Source organism: Stenotrophomonas sp. SI-NJAU-1 (genome assembly GCF_020883215.1).
GTDB lineage: Bacteria > Pseudomonadota > Gammaproteobacteria > Xanthomonadales > Xanthomonadaceae > Stenotrophomonas > Stenotrophomonas indicatrix.
The window spans coordinates 4000203-4022793 of the sequence record NZ_CP086598.1 but is presented as its reverse complement, the minus strand read 5'-3'; the positions used below and the strand labels follow the sequence as shown (position 1 = coordinate 4022793).

The 22591-nt window shown below is 66.2% G+C and carries 20 protein-coding genes; 17 read left to right on the top strand and 3 right to left on the bottom strand.

Translation table 11 applies throughout. The annotated features are described in order from the left end of the window. The first annotated feature begins 226 nt into the window (after window positions 1-226). The 12 genes from queF to LMF57_RS18245 all read left to right on the top strand — a co-directional run bounded on the left by queF (window position 227) and on the right by LMF57_RS18245 (window position 12548). The gene (gene queF, locus LMF57_RS18300; protein WP_229290353.1) at window positions 227-1045 is read left to right on the top strand and encodes an NADPH-dependent 7-cyano-7-deazaguanine reductase QueF; all 819 of its coding nucleotides are present in this window, start codon (window positions 227-229) and stop codon (window positions 1043-1045) included. Window positions 1046-1293: 248 nt separating this feature from the next. Beyond that, window positions 1294-1587 (top strand): LysM peptidoglycan-binding domain-containing protein, encoded by a 294-nt coding sequence (locus LMF57_RS18295; RefSeq protein WP_025878595.1) that lies wholly within the window; start codon window positions 1294-1296, stop codon window positions 1585-1587. A gap of 47 nt (window positions 1588-1634) precedes the next feature. Further along, the gene (locus tag LMF57_RS18290) at window positions 1635-2138 is read left to right on the top strand and encodes a hypothetical protein (protein ID WP_025878596.1); all 504 of its coding nucleotides are present in this window, start codon (window positions 1635-1637) and stop codon (window positions 2136-2138) included. Between the two features lie 133 nt (window positions 2139-2271). Beyond that, window positions 2272-3141: an RHS repeat-associated core domain-containing protein gene (locus LMF57_RS18285; RefSeq protein WP_229290352.1), complete on the top strand. Its 870-nt coding sequence runs from the start codon at window positions 2272-2274 to the stop codon at window positions 3139-3141. 784 nt (window positions 3142-3925) lie between these two features. After that, the gene (locus LMF57_RS18280; RefSeq protein WP_208081831.1) at window positions 3926-6148 is read left to right on the top strand and encodes an NADP-dependent isocitrate dehydrogenase; all 2223 of its coding nucleotides are present in this window, start codon (window positions 3926-3928) and stop codon (window positions 6146-6148) included. A 302-nt stretch (window positions 6149-6450) separates the two neighbouring features. Further along, window positions 6451-7398, top strand: coding sequence for a hypothetical protein (locus LMF57_RS18275; RefSeq protein ID WP_208081832.1), 948 nt, complete (start codon window positions 6451-6453; stop codon window positions 7396-7398). Further along, the gene (locus LMF57_RS18270; RefSeq protein WP_025878599.1) at window positions 7391-7939 is read left to right on the top strand and encodes an ATP/GTP-binding protein; all 549 of its coding nucleotides are present in this window, start codon (window positions 7391-7393) and stop codon (window positions 7937-7939) included. Before LMF57_RS18275 ends, LMF57_RS18270 begins: the two co-directional genes overlap by 8 nt. Next, the gene (locus tag LMF57_RS18265; protein ID WP_229290351.1) at window positions 7932-8348 is read left to right on the top strand and encodes a roadblock/LC7 domain-containing protein; all 417 of its coding nucleotides are present in this window, start codon (window positions 7932-7934) and stop codon (window positions 8346-8348) included. The genes LMF57_RS18270 and LMF57_RS18265 overlap by 8 nt, the downstream gene beginning before the upstream one ends. Window positions 8349-8400: 52 nt before the next feature. After that, window positions 8401-8760, top strand: a complete 360-nt coding sequence (locus LMF57_RS18260; protein WP_089237314.1) for a hypothetical protein — start codon at window positions 8401-8403, stop codon at window positions 8758-8760. Window positions 8761-8905: 145 nt separating this feature from the next. Continuing rightward, window positions 8906-10636 carry a bifunctional isocitrate dehydrogenase kinase/phosphatase gene (aceK, locus tag LMF57_RS18255; protein ID WP_229290350.1) on the top strand — a complete coding sequence of 577 codons (1731 nt, stop codon included), beginning with the start codon at window positions 8906-8908 and terminating at the stop codon, window positions 10634-10636. Window positions 10637-10699: 63 nt separating this feature from the next. Beyond that, entirely contained in the window at window positions 10700-11590 is an 891-nt protein-coding gene (locus tag LMF57_RS18250) for an energy transducer TonB (RefSeq protein WP_229290349.1), read from the top strand. A gap of 82 nt (window positions 11591-11672) precedes the next feature. Continuing rightward, window positions 11673-12548 carry an energy transducer TonB gene (locus LMF57_RS18245; RefSeq protein ID WP_324255950.1) on the top strand — a complete coding sequence of 292 codons (876 nt, stop codon included), beginning with the start codon at window positions 11673-11675 and terminating at the stop codon, window positions 12546-12548. A gap of 58 nt (window positions 12549-12606) precedes the next feature. On the opposite strand, the gene LMF57_RS18240 is transcribed toward LMF57_RS18245, so the two are convergent. From LMF57_RS18240 to trxA, 3 genes are all read right to left on the bottom strand, one after another. Next, complete coding sequence (locus LMF57_RS18240) at window positions 12607-14181, bottom strand: sensor domain-containing diguanylate cyclase (RefSeq protein WP_229290347.1); 1575 nt, start codon at window positions 14179-14181, stop codon at window positions 12607-12609. 223 nt (window positions 14182-14404) lie between these two features. Beyond that, on the bottom strand, window positions 14405-16210 hold the full coding sequence (gene rho / locus LMF57_RS18235; RefSeq protein ID WP_229290346.1) for a transcription termination factor Rho: 1806 nt from the start codon (window positions 16208-16210) through the stop codon (window positions 14405-14407). A 229-nt stretch (window positions 16211-16439) separates the two neighbouring features. After that, window positions 16440-16769, bottom strand: a complete 330-nt coding sequence (gene trxA, locus LMF57_RS18230; protein WP_025878607.1) for a thioredoxin — start codon at window positions 16767-16769, stop codon at window positions 16440-16442. 512 nt (window positions 16770-17281) lie between these two features. Here trxA and rhlB point away from each other — a divergent pair. The 5 genes from rhlB (at window position 17282) to ung (ending at window position 22357) form a co-directional block, all read left to right on the top strand. Beyond that, complete coding sequence (gene rhlB / locus LMF57_RS18225) at window positions 17282-19009, top strand: ATP-dependent RNA helicase RhlB (RefSeq protein WP_117311562.1); 1728 nt, start codon at window positions 17282-17284, stop codon at window positions 19007-19009. 126 nt (window positions 19010-19135) lie between these two features. Further along, complete coding sequence (gene ftsE, locus LMF57_RS18220; protein ID WP_025878609.1) at window positions 19136-19822, top strand: cell division ATP-binding protein FtsE; 687 nt, start codon at window positions 19136-19138, stop codon at window positions 19820-19822. A 2-nt stretch (window positions 19823-19824) separates the two neighbouring features. Next, entirely contained in the window at window positions 19825-20772 is a 948-nt protein-coding gene (ftsX, locus tag LMF57_RS18215; protein ID WP_025878610.1) for a permease-like cell division protein FtsX, read from the top strand. 7 nt (window positions 20773-20779) lie between these two features. Then, complete coding sequence (locus LMF57_RS18210) at window positions 20780-21622, top strand: response regulator (RefSeq protein ID WP_025878611.1); 843 nt, start codon at window positions 20780-20782, stop codon at window positions 21620-21622. Window positions 21623-21631: 9 nt separating this feature from the next. Continuing rightward, entirely contained in the window at window positions 21632-22357 is a 726-nt protein-coding gene (gene ung / locus LMF57_RS18205) for a uracil-DNA glycosylase (protein ID WP_229290345.1), read from the top strand. Window positions 22358-22591 lie beyond the last annotated feature (234 nt).

Sequence of the window (22591 nt, the reverse complement as noted above, 5' to 3'; positions counted from 1 at the left end):
GGTTGGGCAGGACGCCCAACCCCGGTCTTGCCGTGTGCGCAGGACAGCGCACACGAGCAAGGCGCGCCCGAGCCTACAGGGACGTATTCACGGCGTCCCCCCAGCCAACCCACCTTCCCGGCCAACCCGATAGACCGCTCTGCCGACCAACCCACCCACCACGGAGGGGCTCCGCCGTTGGCCGACCCGGCCGAAGGCCCGCTCTGCGCGCGATACAATAAGCACCATGAACACCCCACAGGATTCCAGCCTCGGTCGCGAGGTCAGTTACCCGTCGCAGTACGATCCCGGCCTGCTGTTTCCCATCCCGCGCGTCGGCGCCCGCGCCGAGATCGGTCTGGACGAGGCCGCGCTGCCCTTCGTCGGCCATGACCGCTGGCACGCCTTCGAACTGAGCTGGCTCGACCTGCGTGGCAAACCGCAGGTCGCCGTCGCCACCGTGCAGGTGCCGTGCACCTCGCCGCGGCTGATCGAGTCGAAGTCGTTCAAGCTGTACCTGAACTCCCTCAACAGCACCCGCATCGACAGTGCCCAAGCCCTGCGCGAGCGCCTCGTCGCCGACCTGTCGGCCTGCGCCGGCGCCCCGGTCCAGGTCACGTTCGGCCTGCCGGCGTTGCGCGAATCACCGCTGGGCGAGTTGATCGACGGCCTCGAGGTGGACATCGACTGCTATGGCCCGCCGCAGGCGGACTACCTGTCGGCCAACGCCGATGCGCTGGTGGAGGAGACCCTGGTCTCGGCCCTGCTGAAGTCCAACTGCCCGGTCACCGGCCAGCCGGACTGGGCCACCGTCAGCCTGCGCTACCGCGGCCCGCAGATCGATCGTGCCGGCCTGCTGCGCTACCTGGTCAGCTACCGCGAGCACGCCGAGTTCCATGAGCAGTGCGTTGAGCGCATCTTCAGTGAAGTGTCCGCGCGCTGCCGGCCGCAGTGGCTGGAAGTCGAAGCCCGCTATACCCGTCGCGGTGGCCTGGACATCAACCCGTGGCGCGCCAGCCCTGGCATTGCCGCCCCGGCCGCGACCTACCGCGAACTGCGGCAGTAACCGCCGCAGGCGGTTACAGGTAGCGCCGGGCCATGCCCGGCGAGCGCAGCGGCCCTTACAGGTAGCGCCGGGCCATGCCCGGCGAGCGCAGCGGCCATATGCAGAGCCGCCCGCCATGGCCCGGCGCTACCGGTTGGGCCCCGATTGTTCAGCCGCCCCGGGGGGCGGCTTCACATCGGCACCATCCCCATTTAACAACCTCTATGACACCGTGCCAGCCATGTAGTCATACAGACGGGAGTGTGTGGATGAGTACCGAGAAGAAAGCCGATTTCTCCGGCGTCAGTGGCAGCGTCGACAGTACCGCCCAGCAGGTCCCCAAGGCGGACTTTTCCGGCGTCAGCGCTTCGGTGGACAGTACCGCCGAGGTGGTCAGCGGTGGCACCTACACCGTGCAGAAGGGTGATTCGCTGTCGAAGATCGCCAAACAGCACTTGGGCGATGCCAACGCCTGGAAGAAGATCTTCGAAGCCAACCGCGATGTACTCGACGACCCGGACAAGATCTTCCCGGGCCAGACCCTGAAACTGCCGCCGAAGTAATACCGGCGATCCAATCGCCGTCCGAACAATCCTTGGAGGAACCCCGCATGATCAAGACGACCCCGCTTCAGAATGCCCTGCTGGCCGCGCTGCTGGGCAGCGTCGCCCTGGTGGGCTGCAAGAAGAAGGAAGAAACCGCTGACAACAACGCGGCTCCGGCGGCAACCACGCCGGCCGAGGCGCCCGCTCCGATGACCGGCGCCCCGCCGCCGATGGCTGCATCGGCCGTAGCGGTATCGGCGGTCACTGTCGGCAAGACTGCCGCAGCTGACAAGTCGGTGACCACCGCCGCCCTGTTCGCGCCGAAGGACGATGTCATCGTCTCGGTGAAGACCGATGGCGCGGCCAACAATGTCACCGTCGGCGCCAAGCTGACCTTCCAGGATGGCCAGGTGGCCGGCGAGCAGAACGCGACCCTGAACACCAGCGGTGCAGAGACCACCAACATCACCTTCAAGAATGCCAACGGCTGGCCGGCCGGCAAGTACCGCGCCGAAGTCATGGTCGATGGCAAGGCGGCCGGAACGCCGCAGGAGTTCGAGGTCAAGTAAGTCCCGCCGACTCTCTCCCGGTTGGACTCACGATGGACGCAGCCGCGAGGCTGCGTCTTTTTTGTTGGGCGATACTCGATCGAGGGGGACCTCGGGTACGCTGAACGGAATATGGAAACGTGGGAGGGATGGGATGCTCAACTGGATTGTTCTCACGCTGGCAATGGCGTCGACGGACGGTGAAGTAGTCACCTATGTTCATACGGATGCACTCGGGAGTCCGGTGGCTATTACGGACTCAGACGGGAAGGTGATCGAGAGATTCGCATACGAGCCTTATGGCTCTGTCGTTGGAATCGTCGCGGCAGATGGTCCTGGTTACTCAGGCCATGTGTTTGATTCCACGACAGGTCTCAATTACATGCAGCAACGATATTACTCTCCCGAAATAGGTGCCTTTCTCAGTGTAGATCCCGTCGCTGCCTATGGTGGGAAGTCTTCCCTCTTCAACAGGTACCGATACGCCAATAGCAGTCCTTACAACTTTGTCGATCCGGACGGCAGAGTTCCTGTAGTTACGCGGATGAAGGACGGTTCGGTGAAAATCAGCTTCCCAACAAAGTTTTCAGGGGATGGTGCGACACCCAAGAACATAGCGACCTTCAAAGAGCAGGTGGCGTCAATGTCAGGAACCTATGATATTGGCGGGAAGGAGACGCGCGTGACGGTCGAGGTCACTGACATTGAAAAAAGTACCCCGCGGGCCGCCCGTAATGAGATAAAGCTTGTCAACGGGGAAACCTCCCACCGCAGCGGACGGAGTTTCGCGGAGTTGGGCGGAAAGAAGGGCGAGATCAATGTCCTGGATAGATTTGACAAGGGTGTTGTTCCTCATGAAGTGTCACATCTTGGCGGTGTGGATGATCTCTATGACAAGACAACGGGGCTGCCCAATCCTGCACGCGGCGACGGAATCATGAATAGGGTTCCCGGTGTGGTTGACAGCCATACCATCGGTGGAATTGTGGACGGCGATTCGGCAGTTCAGGAACGGGAGCGTTGAGATGCTTGCACGCATTTTGGTTTTCTTCGCTTTCCTATTCCCGCTCACTTCGTGGGCCCAGGAATCTAGTCTGTGGAGCTACAGTTGCGACCACTTCCTATACGGCGCCTGTGTGCGTGTGCCGACAGACATGTCCGTGACCTACGAGGCACCTGTTGACTTTGGTCTGCACCGCATCAGGCGTGATGGTAGGGAAGTCGCCTTGATCTACGAGGGCGATGCCCCCGAAAAGCCTGTGCCAGGAAGCACGCCGGATCTGCGCTTCACGGATGGCGGATATGTCGTGTCGGGGTATGCAAGGGCGGAAGGACCTTCCACCCGGTACGACGTCTACGTTCGACCCGGATCATCTGGCGCCGGTTCGCTGCACATCCGAGGCTCTGCAGCGACGGCTGATGAACTCGCCAGTCTGGCCGCCGTCGTTGGGGGATTCCGAATCTGCAACTTCCAGCAAAGCAAGCGCTCGCAGACATTGATCTGTCCAAGGCGTGCCGAGTGGGGGCAGCGATTGTCGGAGTGGGTCATGCGTGCCTCAACGAGCGGGAAGTCGAATTAGCCATCAAGCCTCAGCTTCCTGACCGGAAGCGAGCCAAGGACGAAACACAGCGGTCCAGTACCGCCGCGTATGGCACGGCTTTGCCCCGCGCGGCTGAAAACGCGACAATGCAGGGGCTTCCCCGGCGCGCGCCCACCCTGACGGCGGCGGGGAAAGTGACACGGTTGCACGTGGCCCGGCGCTGGCGCCGGCCTTCCCCTGAGCACTGCTACAGAGTCCAAGTCCCCCATGTCCAAGATCCTCTACACGCTGACCGACGAAGCACCGTTCCTGGCCACCCAGTCGCTGCTGCCGATCGTCGACGCCTATACCTCCACCGCCGGCATCGCAGTGGAAACCCGTGACATCTCGCTGTCCGGCCGCATCCTGTCGCTGTTCCCGGAACTGCTGAGCGATGCGCAGAAGGTCAACGATGACCTGGCCGAGCTGGGCCAGCTGGCGACCACCCCCGACGCCAACATCATCAAGCTGCCGAACATCTCCGCCTCGGTGCCGCAGCTGAAGGCCGCCATCAAGGAACTGCAGGACCAGGGCTATCCGCTGCCCGATTACCCGGAAACCCCGGCCGACGACCAGCAGCGCGACTACAAGGCGCGCTACGACAAGGTCAAGGGCAGCGCAGTCAATCCGGTGCTGCGCGAAGGCAACTCCGACCGGCGCGCGCCGCTGTCGGTGAAGAACTACGCCCGCAAGCACCCGCACCGCATGGGCGCCTGGGCGTCCGATTCGAAGTCGCACGTTGCGCACATGGACGCGGGTGATTTCTACGGCAGCGAGAAGTCGGCCACCCTGGCCAACGCCGGCGCGCTGAAGATCACCCTGCACGGCAAGGACGGCAGCACCGTCGTGCTGAAGGAAAAGACAGCGGTCAAGGCCGGTGAGATCGTCGACGCGGCAGTGATGAGCCGCAAGGCGCTGGCCGCCTTCATCAATGCGCAGATCGAAGACGCCAGGTCGCAGGGCGTACTGTTCTCGCTGCACCTGAAGGCGACCATGATGAAGGTCTCCGACCCGATCATGTTCGGCGTGGTCGTCAACGAGTTCTACAAGGACGTGCTCGCCAAGCACGCCGACACGCTCAAGCAGGCCGGTTTCGATGCCAACAACGGCATCGGCGACCTGGTCGCGCGCCTGCCGTCGCTGCCCGAAGCCACCCGTGCCGCCATCGAAGCCGACCTGCAGGCCGAGTACGCGCAGCGTCCGGGCCTGGCCATGGTCAACTCGGACAAGGGCATCACCAACCTGCACGTGCCGAGCGACGTGATCGTCGACGCCTCGATGCCGGCGATGATCCGCGACTCCGGCAAGATGTGGAATGCCGAAGGCAAGCTGCAGGACACCAAGGCGGTCATTCCGGACCGCTGCTATGCCGGCGTGTACCAGGCTGTCATCGACGACTGCCGCAGCAACGGTGCCTTCAACCCGGCCACCATGGGCTCGGTGCCCAACGTCGGCCTGATGGCGCAGAAGGCTGAAGAGTACGGCTCGCACGACAAGACCTTCCAGATCGCTGCCGACGGCGTGGTAAAGGTCACTGATGACGCTGGCAACGTGGTGTTCGAACACGCCGTGGAAGCCGGCGACATCTGGCGCATGTGCCAGACCAAGGACGCGCCGATCCAGGACTGGGTCAAGCTGGCCGTCGAACGCGCGCGCCTGAGCAGCACCCCGGCCGTGTTCTGGCTGGACGCCGCCCGCGCCCACGATGCGCAGGTCATCGCCAAGGTCGAGACGTACCTGAAGGACCACGACACCACCGGCCTGGATATCCGCATCCTGCCGCCGGTGGAAGCGACCACCTTCTCGCTGGCCCGCATCCGCAAGGGCGAGGACACCATTTCGGTGACCGGCAACGTGCTGCGCGATTACCTCACCGATCTGTTCCCGATCATGGAGCTGGGCACCAGCGCCAAGATGCTGTCGATCGTGCCGCTGATGGCCGGTGGCGGCCTGTTCGAGACCGGTGCTGGCGGTTCGGCGCCGAAGCACGTGCAGCAGTTCGTCGAAGAGGACTACCTGCGCTGGGATTCGCTGGGTGAGTTCCTGGCCCTGGCCGCGTCGCTGGAGCATCTGGGCAACCGCTACGACAACGCTGCCGCCCGCGTGCTGGCCAAGGCGCTGGACGAGGCCAACGGCCAATTCCTGGACAACGACAAGTCGCCCTCGCGCAAGCTCGGTGGCATCGACAACCGTGGCAGCCACTTCTATATCGCCCTGTACTGGGCGCAGGCCCTGGCAGCGCAGAACGAAGATGCCGCACTGCAGGCACGCTTCGCTCCGCTGGCCAAGGCGCTGGCCGACAACGAGCAGAAGATCGTTGACGAGCTGATCGCGGTGCAGGGCAAGGCCGTGGACATCGGCGGCTACTACCGTCCGGACGTGGCCAAGGCCGCTGCCGCGATGCGTCCGAGCGCGACCTTCAATGCCGCGCTGGAGCAGCTGCGCGGCTGATTCATCGCCGCCCGGTTGAGACCTGGAAGGAACCCGCGCCTCGGCGCGGGTTTCTTTTTGCCCGTATGCGGCCGATGCCCGTCCACGCGCGGGCGGGAGCTGTACAAAACCGTTAAATCCATCGGCTGTCGGAATGCTGTCAACACGGCATGAAATTTGCCCGCGATGGCCGTCGCAGAACGGATGCATGCATGTTCACCACTGCCACCAATATGAGCAGTCGATCACGACGATGGCGGCAAGCCATGGCCTAGCCTTGGCGATGCGAGACCGCCGGGGAGGTGGTCGCACGGGGAACACGGATGGCACGCGTGCTCGTAGTGGGGACCGACATCCAGGGCGAACAGGCCCTGCTGCAGAGGCTGCGGCTGGCCTCGGCGCTGCCGGACGGGCAGATCCGCCGCAGCCAGGACCTGGACGACTGCGATCTGCTGGTGATCCGCGATACGCCGGCGCTGCGCAACGCGGCACTGCGCATGCGCCAGCAGCGCCCCCGCCTGCACTGCTGGATCGAGGACCTCGGCGGACAGTTGCGCGAAGGCGATGGCGGCCAGGACGTACTGGATGATGGCGCGATAGGACGGGCGCTGCGCGGCATGCAGACCGGCACCGAAGCGACACCAATCCGCCTGGCTGACGGCGCGCACGCCATCACCCGCCTGCTGCGCGAGCGGCTGCCATCGCGGCAGGGCCAGGCGCTGCTGGGCGAGGGTGGAGAACCGCTGCTGCTGCTGGATCTGGAACAGGACCAGGCGGTGCTGCTGCACGAGCCGGCTACGGTGCTGGTGGAACGGCTGGCGCAGGGCTTCGAGCACCTGTATCTGGATGCGCTGCTGCCAGCGCAGCTGCAGGCCCTGGCGGGTGACCGCACGCGACTGCCGTTGCGTCCGTTGCTGTGGCAATGGGCGCAGCGCAGCCGCCACTGGCAGGCATTGGATGAGCGCCTGCGCGGGGCGTCGGTGAAGCTGCTGCGCTGGCCGGACTTCCGCGTGCTCGGCCACGATCACGATGGCTTCCGTCTATGTTCGCTGCTGCTCAAGCGTGCCTGCACGGTGGACGAATGCGCGATGCTGCTGGATCTTCCCGCCGCCGCCGTGCGCGATTTCATCCATGCCGCCTACCTGTGCGGTTATGCGCAGCTGCAGGTCGCACCTGCAGTACCGCTGGCGGGTGCGCGTGCCAACACGGCTGACAACGGCCTGCTCGCACGCCTGTGGCGCACGCTGCGCGGGAGTGATCGCGATGCGTGAGCACAAGGTGGTGGTGCTCGGTGGCATGGGCAGCGGCAAGTCGACATTGGTACGCAGCATCGCCGCCGGTGCGGTGGTCGACACCGACGTAGCCAACAGCGACCGCGCGGGTGCCGACAAGGCTTCGACCACGGTGGCGCTGGACTACGCCGATATCGACCTGCCCAACGGCGAGAGGCTGCGCCTGTATGGCACGCCTGGCCAGCAGCGCTTTGATTTCCTGTGGCCGATCCTGCTGCAGGGTGCGCGCGGCGCGGTGTTGCTGCTGGACGCGCGCCGCGCCGGGGTGGCCGCTGAGCTGGACGCCTACCTGCAGGTGCTGCGCCCGTTCGGCCCTGCATTGGCCCTGGTGGTGGCGGTGACCCATCTTGACCAGGTGCCGGCAGCGGCACTGGATGACTGGGCCGAGCGTGCCCGGCTCGATGGCCAGCCGCTGCCGCTGCTGGCGGTGGATGCCCGTGATCGCGAACAAGGACTGCTGCTGATGGACGTACTGATGAGCGAAATGGAAGCGCATGCACTGGTGGCCGCACATGGCTGATGGACAAGGCACGCTGTTGCCGGACGCGCAGCAGCGCGAGCGCCTGCGGCCGTTGCTGCAGGACCTGCAGCAGCGGGTGGAAGGGGTGCGCACCGTGGTGCTGGCCAGCGTCGATGGCTTTGCCCTGGTCAGCGCAGGTGCGGAGGGGCGTGGCGAACGCCTGGCGGCGATGACCAGCGCGATGCTGGCCCTGGCCGCAGCAGTGGGGCGCGAACTGGCACTGGGCGATCTGCAGACACTGATGCTGGAGGCCGCCGGCGGCAAGGTGCTGATGCTGGCCATCCAGGCCGAGGCGCGCGCGCCGCTGCTGCTGATGGCCGCCTGCGACCAGCGCAGCGTGATCGGCCAGGTGCTGTGGCAGAGCAGGGAATGTGGCCAGGCGATCCTGGCCGAACTCAGCGGATCGTGAGCCCGGCCGCGGGGGAACGAGGGGCTCGAACCAACATTGAAAGGGGTGCAACGTGGCTGGATTGAATGATTCGTTGACTGCACTGATGGGTATCGATGGCGCGCAGGCCGTGGCGCTGGTCGACTACGAAAGCGGCATGCTGCTGGGCGAGGCCGGTTCGGGCATGGACATGGAAGTGGCGGCGGCCGGCAACACTGAAGTGATCCGCGCGAAGATGAAAACCGCCGCCTCGCTCAACCTCAACGATGGTATCGAGGACATCCTGATCTCGCTCGGCAAGGCGTACCACATCATGCGCCCGGTGGCGAAGAAGAAGGGCCTGTTCTTCTACATCGTACTGGACCGCGCCAAGTCCAACCTTGCCCTGGCGCGGCGCAAGGTGCAGGACGTGGAGGCCGAACTGGCGATCTGAAGGGTAGTGCCGGCCGCTTGCCGGCAACTGCCTGCATCCTCGGGGTGCCCAGACGGTGCCGGCCAGCGGCCGGCGCCGTCTGCACGCTCGACGACATCACACACGCCAGCGTATGGTGAGGTCGGTTCCCCCGGATACGTCGTGCATGTCCGATCCTGTCACCGCAACCGAACTCGCACCGCGCATCGCCGAGGCCATCCGCGATGGTTTCGAGCAGTATCACGCCCGCTTCGCCGCGATCACGGCGCGTGCCCGGGTGCGTTTCCAGCAGCGCGACTGGGCGGCGGCGCGCCACGATGCGGTCGAGCGCATTGCCCTGTACGACCAGTGCATCGCCGAGCAGATGGATGCGCTGCGGCGGCTGGCCGGTGATGCCATCAGCGAACGCGCGCTGTGGCTGCAGGTGCACGCGCACTTCAGTGCCCTGCTGCAGGGCCTGATCGACGCCGAGCTCTACAAGACCTTCTACAACACGCTGTCGCGGCGGCTGTTCGCCATCCGCGGTGTGGACCCGGAAGTGGAGTTCATCGCCTTCGATGTCGAGCCCTCCGATGCGATCACCCATCCGGTGGCGCGGCACACCTATGCGGTCCCGCCGACGCGGCCGGTAGAGGCGCTGCAACGGGTGCTGGCCGACTACCGCTTCGATGTTCCGTATGCGCACCAGCTGCGCTGTGCCGCCGCCATCGCCGTGCGCCTGCAGGATGATCTGGCGCACTGGGGCGACACGCCGGTACGCAGCATCGAACTGCTCGATACCGTGTTCTACCGCGAGCGTCGCGCCTATCTGGTCGGGCGCGTGTTCGGCGAACACCGTTTCTCGCCGTGCGTGATCGCGCTGGTCAACGACGACCAGGGCCTGCGCGCCGATGCCGTGCTGACCCGGCGTCGCGATGTGGCCCATCTGTTCGGCGTGTCGCGCAGCTATTTCCAGGCCGACCTGGGCACGGTTGGCGATGCGGTGGTGTTCCTGCGCAGCCTGCTGCCGGGCAAGCCGATCGACGAGATCTATACCGTGCTCGGACGCGCCAAACAGGGCAAGACCGAGCGCTACCGGACGTTCTTCCGCCACTTCAATGAACACTCCAACGAGCGTCTGGCGCATGCCGAAGGCACGCCGGGCATGGTCATGGCGGTGTTCACCCTGCCCAGCTACCCGCTGGTGTTCAAGCTGATCCGTGATCGTTTCGCTTGGCCCAAGACGATGTCGCGGCAGCAGGTGGAGGAGAAGTACGCCCTGGTGTTCAACCTCGACCGTGTCGGTCGCCTGCTTGATGCACAACCCTACCGGCACCTGCGTTTCCCGCGCGAACGCTTCGCTCCCGCGTTGCTGGACGAACTGCTGCAGCAGTGCGCGCAGAGCGTGCGCGTGGATGGCGACGAGGTGGAGATCGCGTTGTGCTACGTGCAGCGCCGCTTCCGGCCACTGAATCTCTATCTGCGCGAACAGGCTGGCGAGGCGGTGCGTGCAGCCGTACTCGACTACGCGCAGGCGATCACCGACATGGCGCGCAACAACATCTTCCCCGGTGACATGCTGCCGAAGAACTTCGGCGTGTCGCGCCACGGCCGTGCCGTGTTCTACGACTACGACGAGTTGTGCCTGGTCAGTGACTGCGTATTCCGGGCCTGGCCCAAGCCAAGCTCCGCAGAGGAAGCGATGGCCGATGAGCCCTGGTTCCATGTGGGGCCGCGCGATGTTTTCCCTGAGCGGTTCGGACCGTTCATGGGCTTGCCCGCGCAGGAACTGGCGGCGGTGCGCGAGCACTATCGCCACCTGTTCGATCCCGCCTGGTGGCAGGGGCTGCAGGCGCGCTTTGCGGCGGGCGACTATCCGGACACACCACCGTACTCGGCTGCGCAGCGATTGGCGTGATCGACCGCGCCGACGGCGAAGAACTCGGGTAATCTCGGTGCTTTCATCACCAAGGACTGGACAATGATGCGCTCCTCCCTGTTTCTCGCCTTCGCGCTGGTGATCGGTACGGCCGGTCCCCTGCCCAGCGCCGACGCCGCAGCGCAGACCGTGCGCGAGGTGCGTGCCACTGCCGAAGCCAGCATGGTCTTGACCGGTACCATCGATGTTGCCGCAGATGGTACGGTCAGCGGCTTGGTGCTTGACCAGCGGGCGTCGATCACACCGGCCATCGCCGTGTTCGTGGACGGCACCATCCGCAAGTGGCAGTTCGAACCCACCCTGGTGGATGGCAGGCCTGTGGCAAAACATGCACCATTGCGCGTACGCCTGCTGGGCAGGCCCGGCACCGATGGCAGCATGCAGGTGCGCATGACCAGCGTCGACTTCAGCGAGTATGACGACAAGGCCACCGACGCGGTAACCGCCAGCGGCATCAGGCCTCCGCGCTATCCGGAGGCAGCGTTCCGCATCGGCGCACAGGGCGAGGTGATGCTGCTGGTCAAGGTCGAGCGTGATGGTTCGGTCGGCGATGTCATTGCCGAGCAGGTGAACATGGGCGTGGTCGCACCCGAGCGGGACATGCAGAAGATGCGCGACATTCTGGCCAAGGCCAGCATCAACCAGGCGCGCAAGTGGACGTTCACGCCGCCGACCTCCGGGCAGGATGAAGGCGACCTGTTCTGGACCGTGCGCGTGCCGGTCACCTTCGCGCTGAGCAACAGCAGCAGGCTGCCCCCCACACCCTATGGTCGCTGGCAGGCCCATATTCCCGGCCCTCGCCAGCGGGCACCGTGGCGCACTGCGGAGGACGCCGCGCAGGTCGGCAGCGACCTGCTGCCGGCCGGTGGTGTGTACATGGTCGACAGCGCCAGCCGCGGGCTGCGCCTGTTGACGCCGCTTGCCGAGCAATGATGCCGGTCAACCGCCGCCACGTTTCATCGGCCCCCGCCCGGGGGGCAGACGTCATCATCTTCATGCACAAGGAGTGGCTGTGATGCGTTCTTCCCTTTTCATGGCACTGGCCTTTGCGGTGTCTGGCGGTGCCGCCCTGATCGATACCGCCGATGCGCAGACCGCGAGCGAGGTACGCAGGCAGGCCGAGGCCAGCATGACCCTCAGCGGTGTCATCGACATCGGCGGCGAAGGCCAGGTTGAAGGGTTCCAGCTTGATCGTCGCGAGAAAATCGACGCGGGTATTGCCGATTTCGTGGACAAGGCCGTGCGGGGCTGGCGTTTCGAACCGGTGCTGGTCAATGGCGCGCCCGTGCAGGCACGCACTGCGGTGCGCCTGCGGCTGATGGCCGACAATGCTGCCGAGGGGACCATGCGGGTCCGCCTGGTCGATGCCAGTTTCAGCAAGGTGGGTGGCGAGCGTGAGGTCAGCACCGACAGGGTGACCAGCAATGGACTGCGGGGACCGGATTACCCACCGCAGGCGGTGACCATGCAGGGGGAGGGCACGGTCATGCTGATGGTCAAGGTCGGCCGCGATGGCAGGGTGGCCGATGTGATCGCCGAGCAGACCAACCTGACCGTGATTGGCACCGCGCGCGCGATGAACCAGCTGCGCGATATCCTGGCCAAGGCCAGTGTCAATAGCGCCAAGCGTTGGACGTTCAACCCGCCCACTACCGGCGAGGACAAGGATCGGGATTTCTGGACCGTGCGCGTACCGGTGCGCTTCGCCTTCCAGGATTCGCGTGAGCGTTACGGCCGCTGGACCGCGTACATTCCCGGCCCGCGCCAGCAGGCGCCGTGGAAGACCGGTGAGGAAACCCAGGTCGCCGGAACCGATCTGCTGCCCGAAGGCGGGGTGTACATGGTCGGTCGTGCGCAGGAAGGCCCGCGCCTGCTGACCCCGCTGGGCTGATGCGTCATTGCGGGATGCGCCGGGCCTGCCCCGGCGCATCCCGATCGAATCGATGTGCTCAATCGGCGTGCGGGTACACCACCACCCGGTTGCGGCCCTGTTCCTTGGCCAGGTACAGGGCCTTGTCGGCCAAGCGCAGTGCCTGTTCCGGATCGGTATGGAAACTGGGGAAGTGGGCCACGCCCAGTGACACGGTGATGGTGCCCACCGGAGCGAACGGTTCGTCGGCGATGGCCTGGCGCAGGCGCTCGCCGGTCTGCCGGGCCGCTTCGATGCCAACGCCCGGCAACAGCACCAGGAACTCCTCGCCACCGGCGCGGCACAGCACGTCGGTCTCGCGCGAATGGCGGCGCATCTGTTCGGCGATGTGCACGATGGCCGCATCTCCGATGTCATGACCGTGGCCGTCATTGATCGACTTGAAACGGTCGATGTCCAGCGCCAGGATCGCGAACGGCAGGCCCTGCGCCTGCAGCACGTCGAGCGCCTGCTGCAACCCGCGGCGGTTGAGCAGTCCGGTCAGCGGATCGGTGCGGCTGGCGCGGTTGAGCGTGCCGATCCGGTCCTGCAGCGCATTGAAGCTGTACAGCACCGCCTGTTTCAGCTGCGCCACCTCGAAGTACCAGGCGCGGATGCCATTGACGTGGCTGATCGCGTTGCCGGTATCTTCGCCGTCCTGCACGTTGCGCGCCAGCTGCCACAGCGGCAACGAAATGCGGCGGGCGAACCACCAGGTGATCAGCAGCGACAACACGCCCAGCGGAATGGCATTCCAGATCACCGCCGACATCAGCCGTGACAGCGGCTGCAGCGTCGCCTCGGTCGGGCGCTGCGCGACGATGCCCCAGCCGGTTGCCGCGACGGGCGCGTAACCGGCCAGCATCGCTACCCGGTGGTTGTTGCGCACCTGCTGCGCACCACGCTGGCCGCGCATCACCGCTTTCACGGCCGGGTTGCTGAGCGCATACGTGCCCACTTCCTGGGGATTGATGTGGTAGATCAGGCGGCCATGGCGATCCACCACGTACAGGTAGGAACCGTCGCGGTAGTAGTGCGTACCCAGCAGGGTATTGAGCGCACTTCGCTGGCGCAGGTACAGCGTGCCGCTGACATAGCCGCGGTAGTGGCCGCTGCGGTCGAACACCGGGTGCGAGATCGAGATCAGCAGCTTGCCGGTGGCCGACTGGTAGGGATCGCTGATCATCGGCTGGCGCCGTTCCAATGCTGCCTGGTTGCCAGCGCTGCGCAGGATCTCGCCCTGCAGCTGCAGGCTCTGCGGCGAGGTCGCGATCACCCGCCCGTCATTGGCCACCACCAGCGAAGAGTTGAAACTGCTGGACTGCAGCTGCAGGCGACGGGCCTCATCCTGCGCCTGGGCCGGATCCATGTCGCTGTTGCCAAGCCGGGTGGCGGCGTAGGCAAGCTGCTGCTGCGCGGCCAGCAGAAAGTCCTGCGTGGTTTCGGCCAGTTTGGTGGCGTAAACGCGGTTGGCTTCCAGGGTGTTGCCCACCAGCTGGTCGCGCTGTACGCGATAGCTGGCAAGCAGCGTGTTGGCCAGGGCGATGACGGCGCTGAGCAGGGCCAGGGCAAGGATCAGCTTGCCCAGGTTGAGGCGGGGGGACAGCGTGCGCATGCGGTTGAAGAATCGTGCAGGGCTGGACCCGCCGGATCCTCCGGATGGGGCAACAGCGGAAATCGGCGGCCCGGCCAGCGCGGTCGGGACGGAGAGTCAGGCATTTGTCCCGCAGATTATCGCCAAATCAACGAGCCGCGAAGTGAAGCCGCTTGTCCTGCCGCCACCCAAAGAAAAAGCCCCGCACTGCGGGGCCTTTCCGTATTCCATCAATGCCGCGCGATCAGCGCTTCATCGAACCGAAGAACTCGTCGTTGGACTTGGTGTTCTTCATCTTGTCCAGCAGGAATTCCATCGCCGTCATCTCATCCATCGGATGCAGCAGCTTGCGCAGGATCCAGATCTTCTGCAGCAGCTCCGGCTCGATCAGCAGGTCTTCGCGACGGGTGCCGGAACGGTTGATGTCGATGGCCGGGAACACGCGCTTTTCAGCGATGCGACGGCTCAGGTGCACTTCGCTGTTGCCGGTGCCCTTGAACTCTTCGTAGATCACCTCGTCCATCTTCGAGCCGGTATCGACCAGCGCGGTGGCGATGATGGTCAGGCTGCCACCTTCTTCCACGTTGCGCGCGGCACCGAAGAAGCGCTTGGGGCGATGCAGGGCGTTGGCGTCCACACCGCCGGTCAGCACCTTGCCCGAGCTCGGCACGACGTTGTTGTAGGCGCGCGCCAGGCGGGTGATCGAGTCGAGCAGGATCACCACGTCCTTCTTGTGCTCGACCAGGCGCTTGGCTCGCTCGATGACCATTTCGGCCACCTGCACGTGGCGCGCGGCCGGTTCGTCGAAGGTCGAGCTGATGACCTCGCCGCGCACGGTGCGTTGCATTTCGGTCACTTCTTCCGGGCGCTCGTCGATCAGCAGCACGATCAGGTGCACGTCCGGATGGTTGGTGGTGATGGCCGTGGCCACCTGCTGCATCATCATCGTCTTGCCGGCCTTCGGCTGGGACACGATGAGCGAGCGCTGGCCCTTGCCCTGCGGCGCCATCAGGTCGAGGATGCGGCCGGTGATGTCTTCCGACGAACCGTTGCCACGCTCCAGGGTGAAGCGGCGACGCGGGAACAGGGGGGTCAGGTTCTCGAACAGCACCTTGTTCTTCGACGCTTCCAGCGGCTCACCGTTGATGGTGTCCACGATCGACAGCGCGAAGTAGCGCTCGCCGTCCTTCGGGAAGCGGATGCGGCCGGACAGGTGGTCGCCGGTACGCAGGTTGAAGCGGCGGATCTGGCTGGGCGAAATGTAGGTGTCGTCCGGGCCGGCCAGGTAGCTGGCCTCGGCCGCGCGCAGGAAGCCGAAGCCGTCCGGCAGGATTTCCAGCACGCCGTCGGCGGCAACGCCGTCGCCGTGGCGGGTCAGCACCTTCAGCAGTGCGAAGATCACGTCCTGCTTGCGGGCACGGGCCACGCCTTCGGAAATCTGCAGCTGCTCGGCGATCTCCAGCAGCTTCTGGGCCGGCATGCGCTTGAGGTCGCTCAGCGAATAGACCGGGAAGCCTTCGGGCACGTTGGCGTGCGGGCGCGGTACGAATGGCTGCTGTTCGCCGTTGTCGTTGGGCATGCCGTCGTCGCGGAAGCGACCACCGTTGCCACCGCCGCCGCCACCATTGCGATCACGGTCGCGGCGGTTGCGGAAACGGTCACGGCGGTTGCCCTGGCCCTGCTGGCCCTGCTGGCCCTGCTGGCCCTGCTGGCCCTGCTGGCCGCCCTGGTTGTAGGGGTTCTGGTTCTGGTTCTGCCCGCCACCCTGGTTGTTCTGCTGCGACTGCCGTGGCTGGCCGGATTCGCGGCCCTCGCTCCCTTCGCCGCCGCCACTGCTGGCAGGGGCCTCGGCGGCGGGTGCGCTCGGCGCGGAAGGCGCTGCAGCCGGTGCCGGCGCTTCGGGCGCGGTTGCCAGCGGCAGGGCAGGTTGCGCCGGGGCGGCGCTGGTTTCGGCGGCGGCCGGAGCGGCAGCCTTGGTCACGCGGGCTTTGCGCACGCGCTTTTCGGCGGGCGCTTCAGCGCTACCGGTTTCGGAAGTGTTATCGGACAAGAGCGTTATTCCTCGCTTGAAGGTGCGAGCGCCCGGCTGGGGCGGCGAACATTGGGAATGGGTCTGGAAGAGACTGCGTCCAGAAGATGCGGCACGCGAACGCGGCCGGATATGCCGACACTATCATCGGCCTGCGGCGCCACGCAAGGGTCGCCGGGTACGGTATTCAGTCAGGCGCGGGGGCGCCCGCCCGGCAGCCGTGGAAAACGGCTGCCGGTAACATGCGGGATCAGGCCAGGGCCTTGTCCAGCAGGCCGGCCAGCTGGGCCTTGCCAACGGCACCGATCTGCTCGCCAACCTTTTCGCCGTCCTTGAAGACGACCAGGTAGGGAATCGAACGCACGTGGTACTTGGCGGCCAGGGCGCGGTTGTTGTCCACGTTGACCTTGGCGATCTTGGCGCGGCCCTGGTAGGCATCGGCCAGTTCATCCAGTGCCGGGGCGATCATCTTGCACGGGCCACACCATTCGGCCCAGAAATCGACCAGCACCGGTTCCTTGGAATTCAGTACGGCGCTATCAAAGTCGGCATCGCCGACGTGTACAACCTTGTCGCTCATCTTGGTTTCTCGTCTTGGATTGCACCCGGCCAGGCCGGAGGTGGGTGAACTGGGCCATGCCCGGTGGCGTGACCCTCGTCGTTGCCTCGCGGCCGACTGCCACGGTGCGTTCGGCGGGATGCCTGGACGCTCACGGCCGGCAGTGTACCCCTATCGCAGGGCGGGGACAGGTGCTGGCTGGAACCCAGCGTATCGTGATCGGGGGTGAGCACGGTAGGTCTCCGGTTTCACTGTCCCTGCCTGAAATGGGGGTGCCGGTGCGATAGGCCATGGAGGCCAGCGCCGCTGTTCAAGCGCGGTACTGCGGTGTGAAGAGGGGCGTCTCCCTCTGGTGTGAGACGCTGGGTTCCGGTTTGCCGGCCCGAGTGCGGTAAACTGGGGCATTGTGCGGCGCGCGGACCCGAGGGGTCCCGGCCAGCCCGACCCGCCGCAGGGGCCGCAGTTTGCGACGGAGCCCCAGACAGATTCCAGTGCCGCCGCCCGCAGGCGCGTGGCCATACCAAGACGGACACATGAGCGACAAACCGCTGACCGATTTGACTTTTTCCTCCTTTGATCTGCATCCGGCCCTGCAGGCCGGTCTTGAAGGAGCCGGATTCACCCGCTGCACGCCCATCCAGGCGCTGACCCTGCCGGTCGCGCTGCCCGGTGGCGATGTCGCCGGCCAGGCCCAGACCGGCACCGGCAAGACGCTGGCCTTCCTGGTCGCTGTCGTGAACCGCCTGCTGACCCGCCCGGCACTGGCCGACCGCAAGCCGGAAGACCCGCGCGCACTGATCCTGGCGCCGACCCGCGAACTGGCCATCCAGATCCACAAGGATGCGGTGAAGTTCGGTTCCGAGCTTGGCCTGCGCTTCGCGCTGGTCTATGGCGGCGTGGATTACGACAAGCAGCGCGAGCTGCTGCAGCAGGGCGTGGACGTGATCATCGCCACCCCCGGCCGCCTGATCGACTATGTCAAGCAGCACAAGGTGGTGTCGCTGCACGCCTGCGAGATCTGCGTGCTGGACGAAGCCGACCGCATGTTCGACCTGGGCTTCATCAAGGACATCCGCTTCCTGCTGCGCCGCATGCCCGAGCGCTCCACCCGGCAGACCCTGCTGTTCAGCGCCACCCTGAGCCACCGCGTGCTCGAGCTGGCCTATGAGCACATGAACGAGCCGCAGAAGCTGGTGGTCGAAGCCGAGACCATCACCGCCGCGCGCGTGCGCCAGCGCATCTATTTCCCGGCCGACGAAGAGAAGATCCCGTTGCTGCTGGGCCTGCTGTCGCGCAGCGAAGGCGCGCGCACCATGGTCTTCGTCAACACCAAGGTGTTCGTCGAGCGCGTGGCCCGTTCGCTGGAGCGTGCCGGCTACCGCGTCGGCGTGCTGTCCGGTGACGTGCCGCAGAAGAAGCGCGAGAGCCTGCTCAACCGCTTCCAGAAGGGCCAGCTGGAAATCCTGGTGGCCACCGATGTGGCCGCCCGCGGCCTGCACATCGACGGCATCAAGTACGTCTACAACTACGACCTGCCGTTCGACGCCGAAGACTACGTGCACCGCATCGGCCGTACCGCCCGCCTGGGCGAGGAAGGCGATGCCATCAGCTTCGCCTGCGAGCGCTATGCGATGGGCCTGCCGGACATCGAGGCCTACATCGAACAGAAGATCCCGGTCGAAGCGGTCACCAGCGAGATCCTGACGTCGCTGCCGCGCCCTGAGCGTGCCGCCCCGGCACCGGGCGAGGAAGGCGACGAGAACGAAAGCGTCGGCCAGATCTTCCGCGAAGCACGCGAAGCGCGCGCCGCCGAGGAAGAGCGTCGTGGCGGCGGCCGTAGTGGCGGTCGTTCCGGCAGTGGCGGTGGTGGCCGTGGCGGCCGCGATGGCGAGCGCAGCGGCGAACGCCGTCCGCGTGGCCCGCGCAAGCCGCGCGTGGAAGGTGAGCAGGTTGCTGCCGCCGCAGCCGAGGGTGCGGTGACGGCTGAAGCTGCTGCCGTGCAGGCCCCGCGTCCGCCGCGCGCCGAAGCTGCGCCGGAAGGTGCGGTGGATGGCGAGCGCAAGCCGCGCAAGCGCCGTCGTCGTCGCCACGGCCGTCCGGTCGAGGGCGCCGAAGCTGTGGCAAGCAACGCCGGCAACGGCGCCAGCCCAGTTACCCCGGTGCAGGTGGTGGCCAAGCCGGTGCGTACCAGCGCCGATGCCGGCGACTCGTTCCTGACCCGTATCGGCCGCAAGATCCGCCGGATGCTGTCGGGCAATTAAGCCGGTAGCGCCGGGCCATGCCCGGCGAGCGCAGCGGCCTCCGTCCGGGGCCGCGATGCCGGAAGGTTTTCGCCGGGCATGGCCCGGCGCTACCGATCCGTCGCGCCGGTCCTGCATAATCGGGGCATGAGTGTCCTGCGCTTCGACAATGTCAGCAAACAGTACGCCGGTGGCCACGAAGCCCTGACCGATGTCAGCTTCGAGGTCGCGCCGGGCGAAATGCTGTTCGTCACCGGTCACTCCGGGGCGGGCAAGAGCACCCTGCTCAAGTTGATCCACCTGGACGAGCGGCCCAGCCGCGGCGCGGTGATGTTCGACGAGCGCAACCTGCTGAAGGTGCGCGGCGGTGATGTGCCGCGGCATCGACGCGCGGTCGGCGCGGTCTACCAGGACCACCGCCTGCTGATGGACCGCTCCATCGCCGAGAACGTGGCCCTGCCGCTGATCCTGCGCGGTACCCGCCGTGGCGACATCAACAAGCGCGTGCGTTCGGTGCTCGAGCGCATGGGCCTTGGCCACCGCGAGAAGGCGCTGCCCTCGCAGCTGTCGGCCGGTGAGCAGCAGCGCGTCGGCATCGCCCGGGCGATCGTCGGCGAGCCCAAGCTGCTGGTGGCCGACGAGCCGACCGGCAACCTCGATCCCACCCTGGCGGCCGAGATCATGTCCCTGTTCGCCGAGCTGCCCGCACGCGGCACCAGCGTGCTGGTGGTCAGCCATGACCTGCCGCTGCTGCGCCACATGCGCAAGCGCGTGCTGATCCTCGACCACGGCCGGCTGGTGGACGACATCTCGCCGCAGGATCTGGCGGAGTAACCATGGCCAAGAACGAAAACACCGAAGCTGCTGCGCCGTCGCGCCTGGGCGTGTGGTTCCAGCATCACGTGCACAGCGTGGTGTTCAGCCTCGGCCGTGCGTGCCGCAAACCGTGGGCGACGCTGCTGACCGTGATGGTCATGGCGCTGGCCCTGGCGCTGCCGCTGGGCCTGTCGATCGCGCTGGACAACCTCAAGCAGTTTGCCGGCAGCGTGCAGCAGTCGCGCGACATCAATGTCTTCCTGAAGGCGGACGTCGACGGCCCGGGTGCGTTGCGCCTGGCCGGTGAACTACGCGATCGCCCGGACGTGGCCAGTGTCACCGTGCGCACGCCGGAACAGGGCCTGGAGGAACTGCGCCAGGCCGGCCTCGGCGAAGCCATCGACGCACTCAACGACAACCCATTGCCCTCGCTGCTGGTGGTCACCCCCGGCCAGGGCCAGGACGATGCACGGCTGGCACGCGCGCTGGAAAGCCTGCCCGGTGCCGACCTGGTGCAGCACGACGCCCTGTGGCGGCAGCGCCTGGATGCCTGGCTCGCGTTTGGTGCGCGGCTGGTGCAGGTGCTGTCGGTGCTGCTCGGCGCCGGTGCCGCGCTGGTGGTCGGCAACACCGTGCGCCTGGACATCCAGGCCCGCCGCGAGGAAATCGGCGTGCTGCAGCTGCTCGGCGCCAGCGATGGTTTCATCCGCCGCCCGTTCCTGTACCTGGGCGCCTGGTATGGCCTGGGCGCCGGTGCGGTCGCGCTGGGCCTGATCGGTATTGCCGGTGCCGCCCTGCGCGCGCCGCTGGCCGAGCTGTCGCGCAGCTACGGCAGCCCGTTCGTGCTGCATGGCCTGGACCTGCTGCATGGCAGCCTGGTGCTGCTTGGCACCTTGTTGCTGGGCTGGCTGGGTGCATGGCTGGTGACCGGCCACTTCCTCCGCCAGACCCGCCCGACCGACACCTGAGACCGGCATGCAACCGCAAGCGCTGAAGCACCTTGAAGGGCCCGCGACGCGGGTGATGGTGGTTGACGGCTCCAAGCTGGTGCGCAAGCTGATCGCCGACGTCCTGCAGCGCGATCTGCCGGGCGTGGAGGTGATTGGCTGCGACAGCATCGAAGACGCACAGCATGCGCTGGCGCAGGGGCCGGTCGATCTGGTCACCACCTCGTTGACCCTGCGCGATGGCGACGGCCTGGCGCTGGCGCGGATGGTGCGCGAAGCGGCAGGGCAGGCCTATGTGCCGGTGATCGTGGTCTCCGGCGACGCCCAGCAGCACCTGGAGCAGCGCCGCTTCACCGAGTACGTCACCGACTACTTCGACAAATCGCTGGGCCACGAGGCCCTGGCGACCTTCGTGCGCGGCTACGTGCAGCCGCAGACCATTCCCGGCGCGACCATCCTCTACATCGAGGACAGCCGGGTGGTGGCCGAGGCGACCAAGCGCATGCTCGAGCGCCAGCAGCTCAACGTGATGCATGTGGTCAGCGCCGAAGAAGCGTTTACCCTGCTCACCGCCGAATCGCTGGGGCGCAGCCGCCATCGCATCGACTTGGTGCTGACCGATGTGACCCTGAAGGGAGAGCTGAGCGGCCGCGACGTGGTGCAGCGCGTGCGCGTGGACTTCGGCTACGGCAAGCGTCGCCTGCCGGTGCTGGTGATGACCGGCGATGGCAATCCGCACAACCAGACCGGCCTGCTGCAGGCTGGCGCCAACGATCTGGTGCTGAAGCCGATCGAAGAGCGCCTGCTGATCACCAAGGTGCTGTTCCAGCTGCGGCTGGCCCGGTTGAATGATGGACCCCTGTTGCGATGACGTGTTGCGATGATCGATGAAGTAGTGGACACCCCGGCGATCCAGCTGGAACCGAGCTGGAAGCAGCGTGTGGGCGATTACCTGCTGCAGCCGCAGATGCGCGAGCTGTCCAGCTTCCTGCGGCAGCGCAAGGCCAGCGGTGCGGCGGTGTTCCCGCCTGGACCGCAGATCTTCGCCGCCTTTGATGCGACCCCGTTCGATCAGGTGAAAGTGGTCATCCTCGGCCAGGACCCGTACCACGGCCGTGGGCAGGCCCATGGCCTGAGTTTCTCGGTGCAGCCGGGCGTGCCGGTGCCGCCGTCGTTGTTGAACATCTACAAGGAAATCGAGGGGGACCTCGGTATAGCCCGCCCGGACCACGGCTGCCTGATCCCGTGGGCGCAGCGCGGCGTGCTGCTGCTCAACGCGGTGCTGACGGTGGAAGAGGGCAAGGCCGGTGCGCACCAGGGGCGCGGGTGGGAAGGCTTCACCGACCATGTGGTGGACGTGTTGAACCGTGAGCGCGAGGGCCTGGTGTTCATGCTCTGGGGCGCCTACGCGCAGCAGAAGGGCAAGGTGATCGATAGCGGCCGCCATCGGGTGCTGAAAGCACCGCATCCTTCGCCGCTGTCGGCCCACCGTGGCTTCCTCGGCTGCCGTCATTTCTCGATGGCCAACGAGTACCTGCAGCGCCGTGGCCAGGCGCCGATCGACTGGTCGCTGCCGCCGCGGGCGACGCTGGCGCCATCGGCCTGAACGGCGGGCAACGCTGCCCGGTGTCGAACGGGTAAAACCACCGCCCGTTCAGCTGCCTTTGACCTGGAAAGGCCCGGTTTTCCTGGCTAGTGGGTTGAATTGCAAGGGATTGTGTATCCCGAAAAGCGCGCTCGCCACTGTCATCAAATCGCGCTACGGTAGGCTTCTGTTTGGGACCAGTGTTTCATCAGTGGAATGCTGGAACTTTTTCCTCCTTTAGCAGTCCAAATCCCG

Bases quoted from the DNA above. Each gene is read 5' to 3' on its own strand.
- queF (WP_229290353.1), top strand. From the start codon at position 227: ATGAACACCCCACAGGATTCCAGCCTCGGTCGCGAGGTCAGTTACCCG.
- LMF57_RS18295 (WP_025878595.1), top strand. From the start codon at position 1,294: ATGAGTACCGAGAAGAAAGCCGATTTCTCCGGCGTCAGTGGCAGCGTC.
- LMF57_RS18290 (WP_025878596.1), top strand. From the start codon at position 1,635: ATGATCAAGACGACCCCGCTTCAGAATGCCCTGCTGGCCGCGCTGCTG.
- LMF57_RS18285 (WP_229290352.1), top strand. From the start codon at position 2,272: ATGCTCAACTGGATTGTTCTCACGCTGGCAATGGCGTCGACGGACGGT.
- LMF57_RS18280 (WP_208081831.1), top strand. From the start codon at position 3,926: ATGTCCAAGATCCTCTACACGCTGACCGACGAAGCACCGTTCCTGGCC.
- LMF57_RS18275 (WP_208081832.1), top strand. From the start codon at position 6,451: ATGGCACGCGTGCTCGTAGTGGGGACCGACATCCAGGGCGAACAGGCC.
- LMF57_RS18270 (WP_025878599.1), top strand. From the start codon at position 7,391: ATGCGTGAGCACAAGGTGGTGGTGCTCGGTGGCATGGGCAGCGGCAAG.
- LMF57_RS18265 (WP_229290351.1), top strand. From the start codon at position 7,932: ATGGCTGATGGACAAGGCACGCTGTTGCCGGACGCGCAGCAGCGCGAG.
- aceK (WP_229290350.1), top strand. From the start codon at position 8,906: ATGTCCGATCCTGTCACCGCAACCGAACTCGCACCGCGCATCGCCGAG.
- LMF57_RS18250 (WP_229290349.1), top strand. From the start codon at position 10,700: ATGATGCGCTCCTCCCTGTTTCTCGCCTTCGCGCTGGTGATCGGTACG.
- LMF57_RS18245 (WP_324255950.1), top strand. From the start codon at position 11,673: ATGCGTTCTTCCCTTTTCATGGCACTGGCCTTTGCGGTGTCTGGCGGT.
- LMF57_RS18240 (WP_229290347.1), bottom strand. From the start codon at position 14,181: ATGCGCACGCTGTCCCCCCGCCTCAACCTGGGCAAGCTGATCCTTGCC.
- trxA (WP_025878607.1), bottom strand. From the start codon at position 16,769: ATGAGCGACAAGGTTGTACACGTCGGCGATGCCGACTTTGATAGCGCC.
- rhlB (WP_117311562.1), top strand. From the start codon at position 17,282: ATGAGCGACAAACCGCTGACCGATTTGACTTTTTCCTCCTTTGATCTG.
- ftsE (WP_025878609.1), top strand. From the start codon at position 19,136: ATGAGTGTCCTGCGCTTCGACAATGTCAGCAAACAGTACGCCGGTGGC.
- ftsX (WP_025878610.1), top strand. From the start codon at position 19,825: ATGGCCAAGAACGAAAACACCGAAGCTGCTGCGCCGTCGCGCCTGGGC.
- LMF57_RS18210 (WP_025878611.1), top strand. From the start codon at position 20,780: ATGCAACCGCAAGCGCTGAAGCACCTTGAAGGGCCCGCGACGCGGGTG.
- ung (WP_229290345.1), top strand. From the start codon at position 21,632: ATGATCGATGAAGTAGTGGACACCCCGGCGATCCAGCTGGAACCGAGC.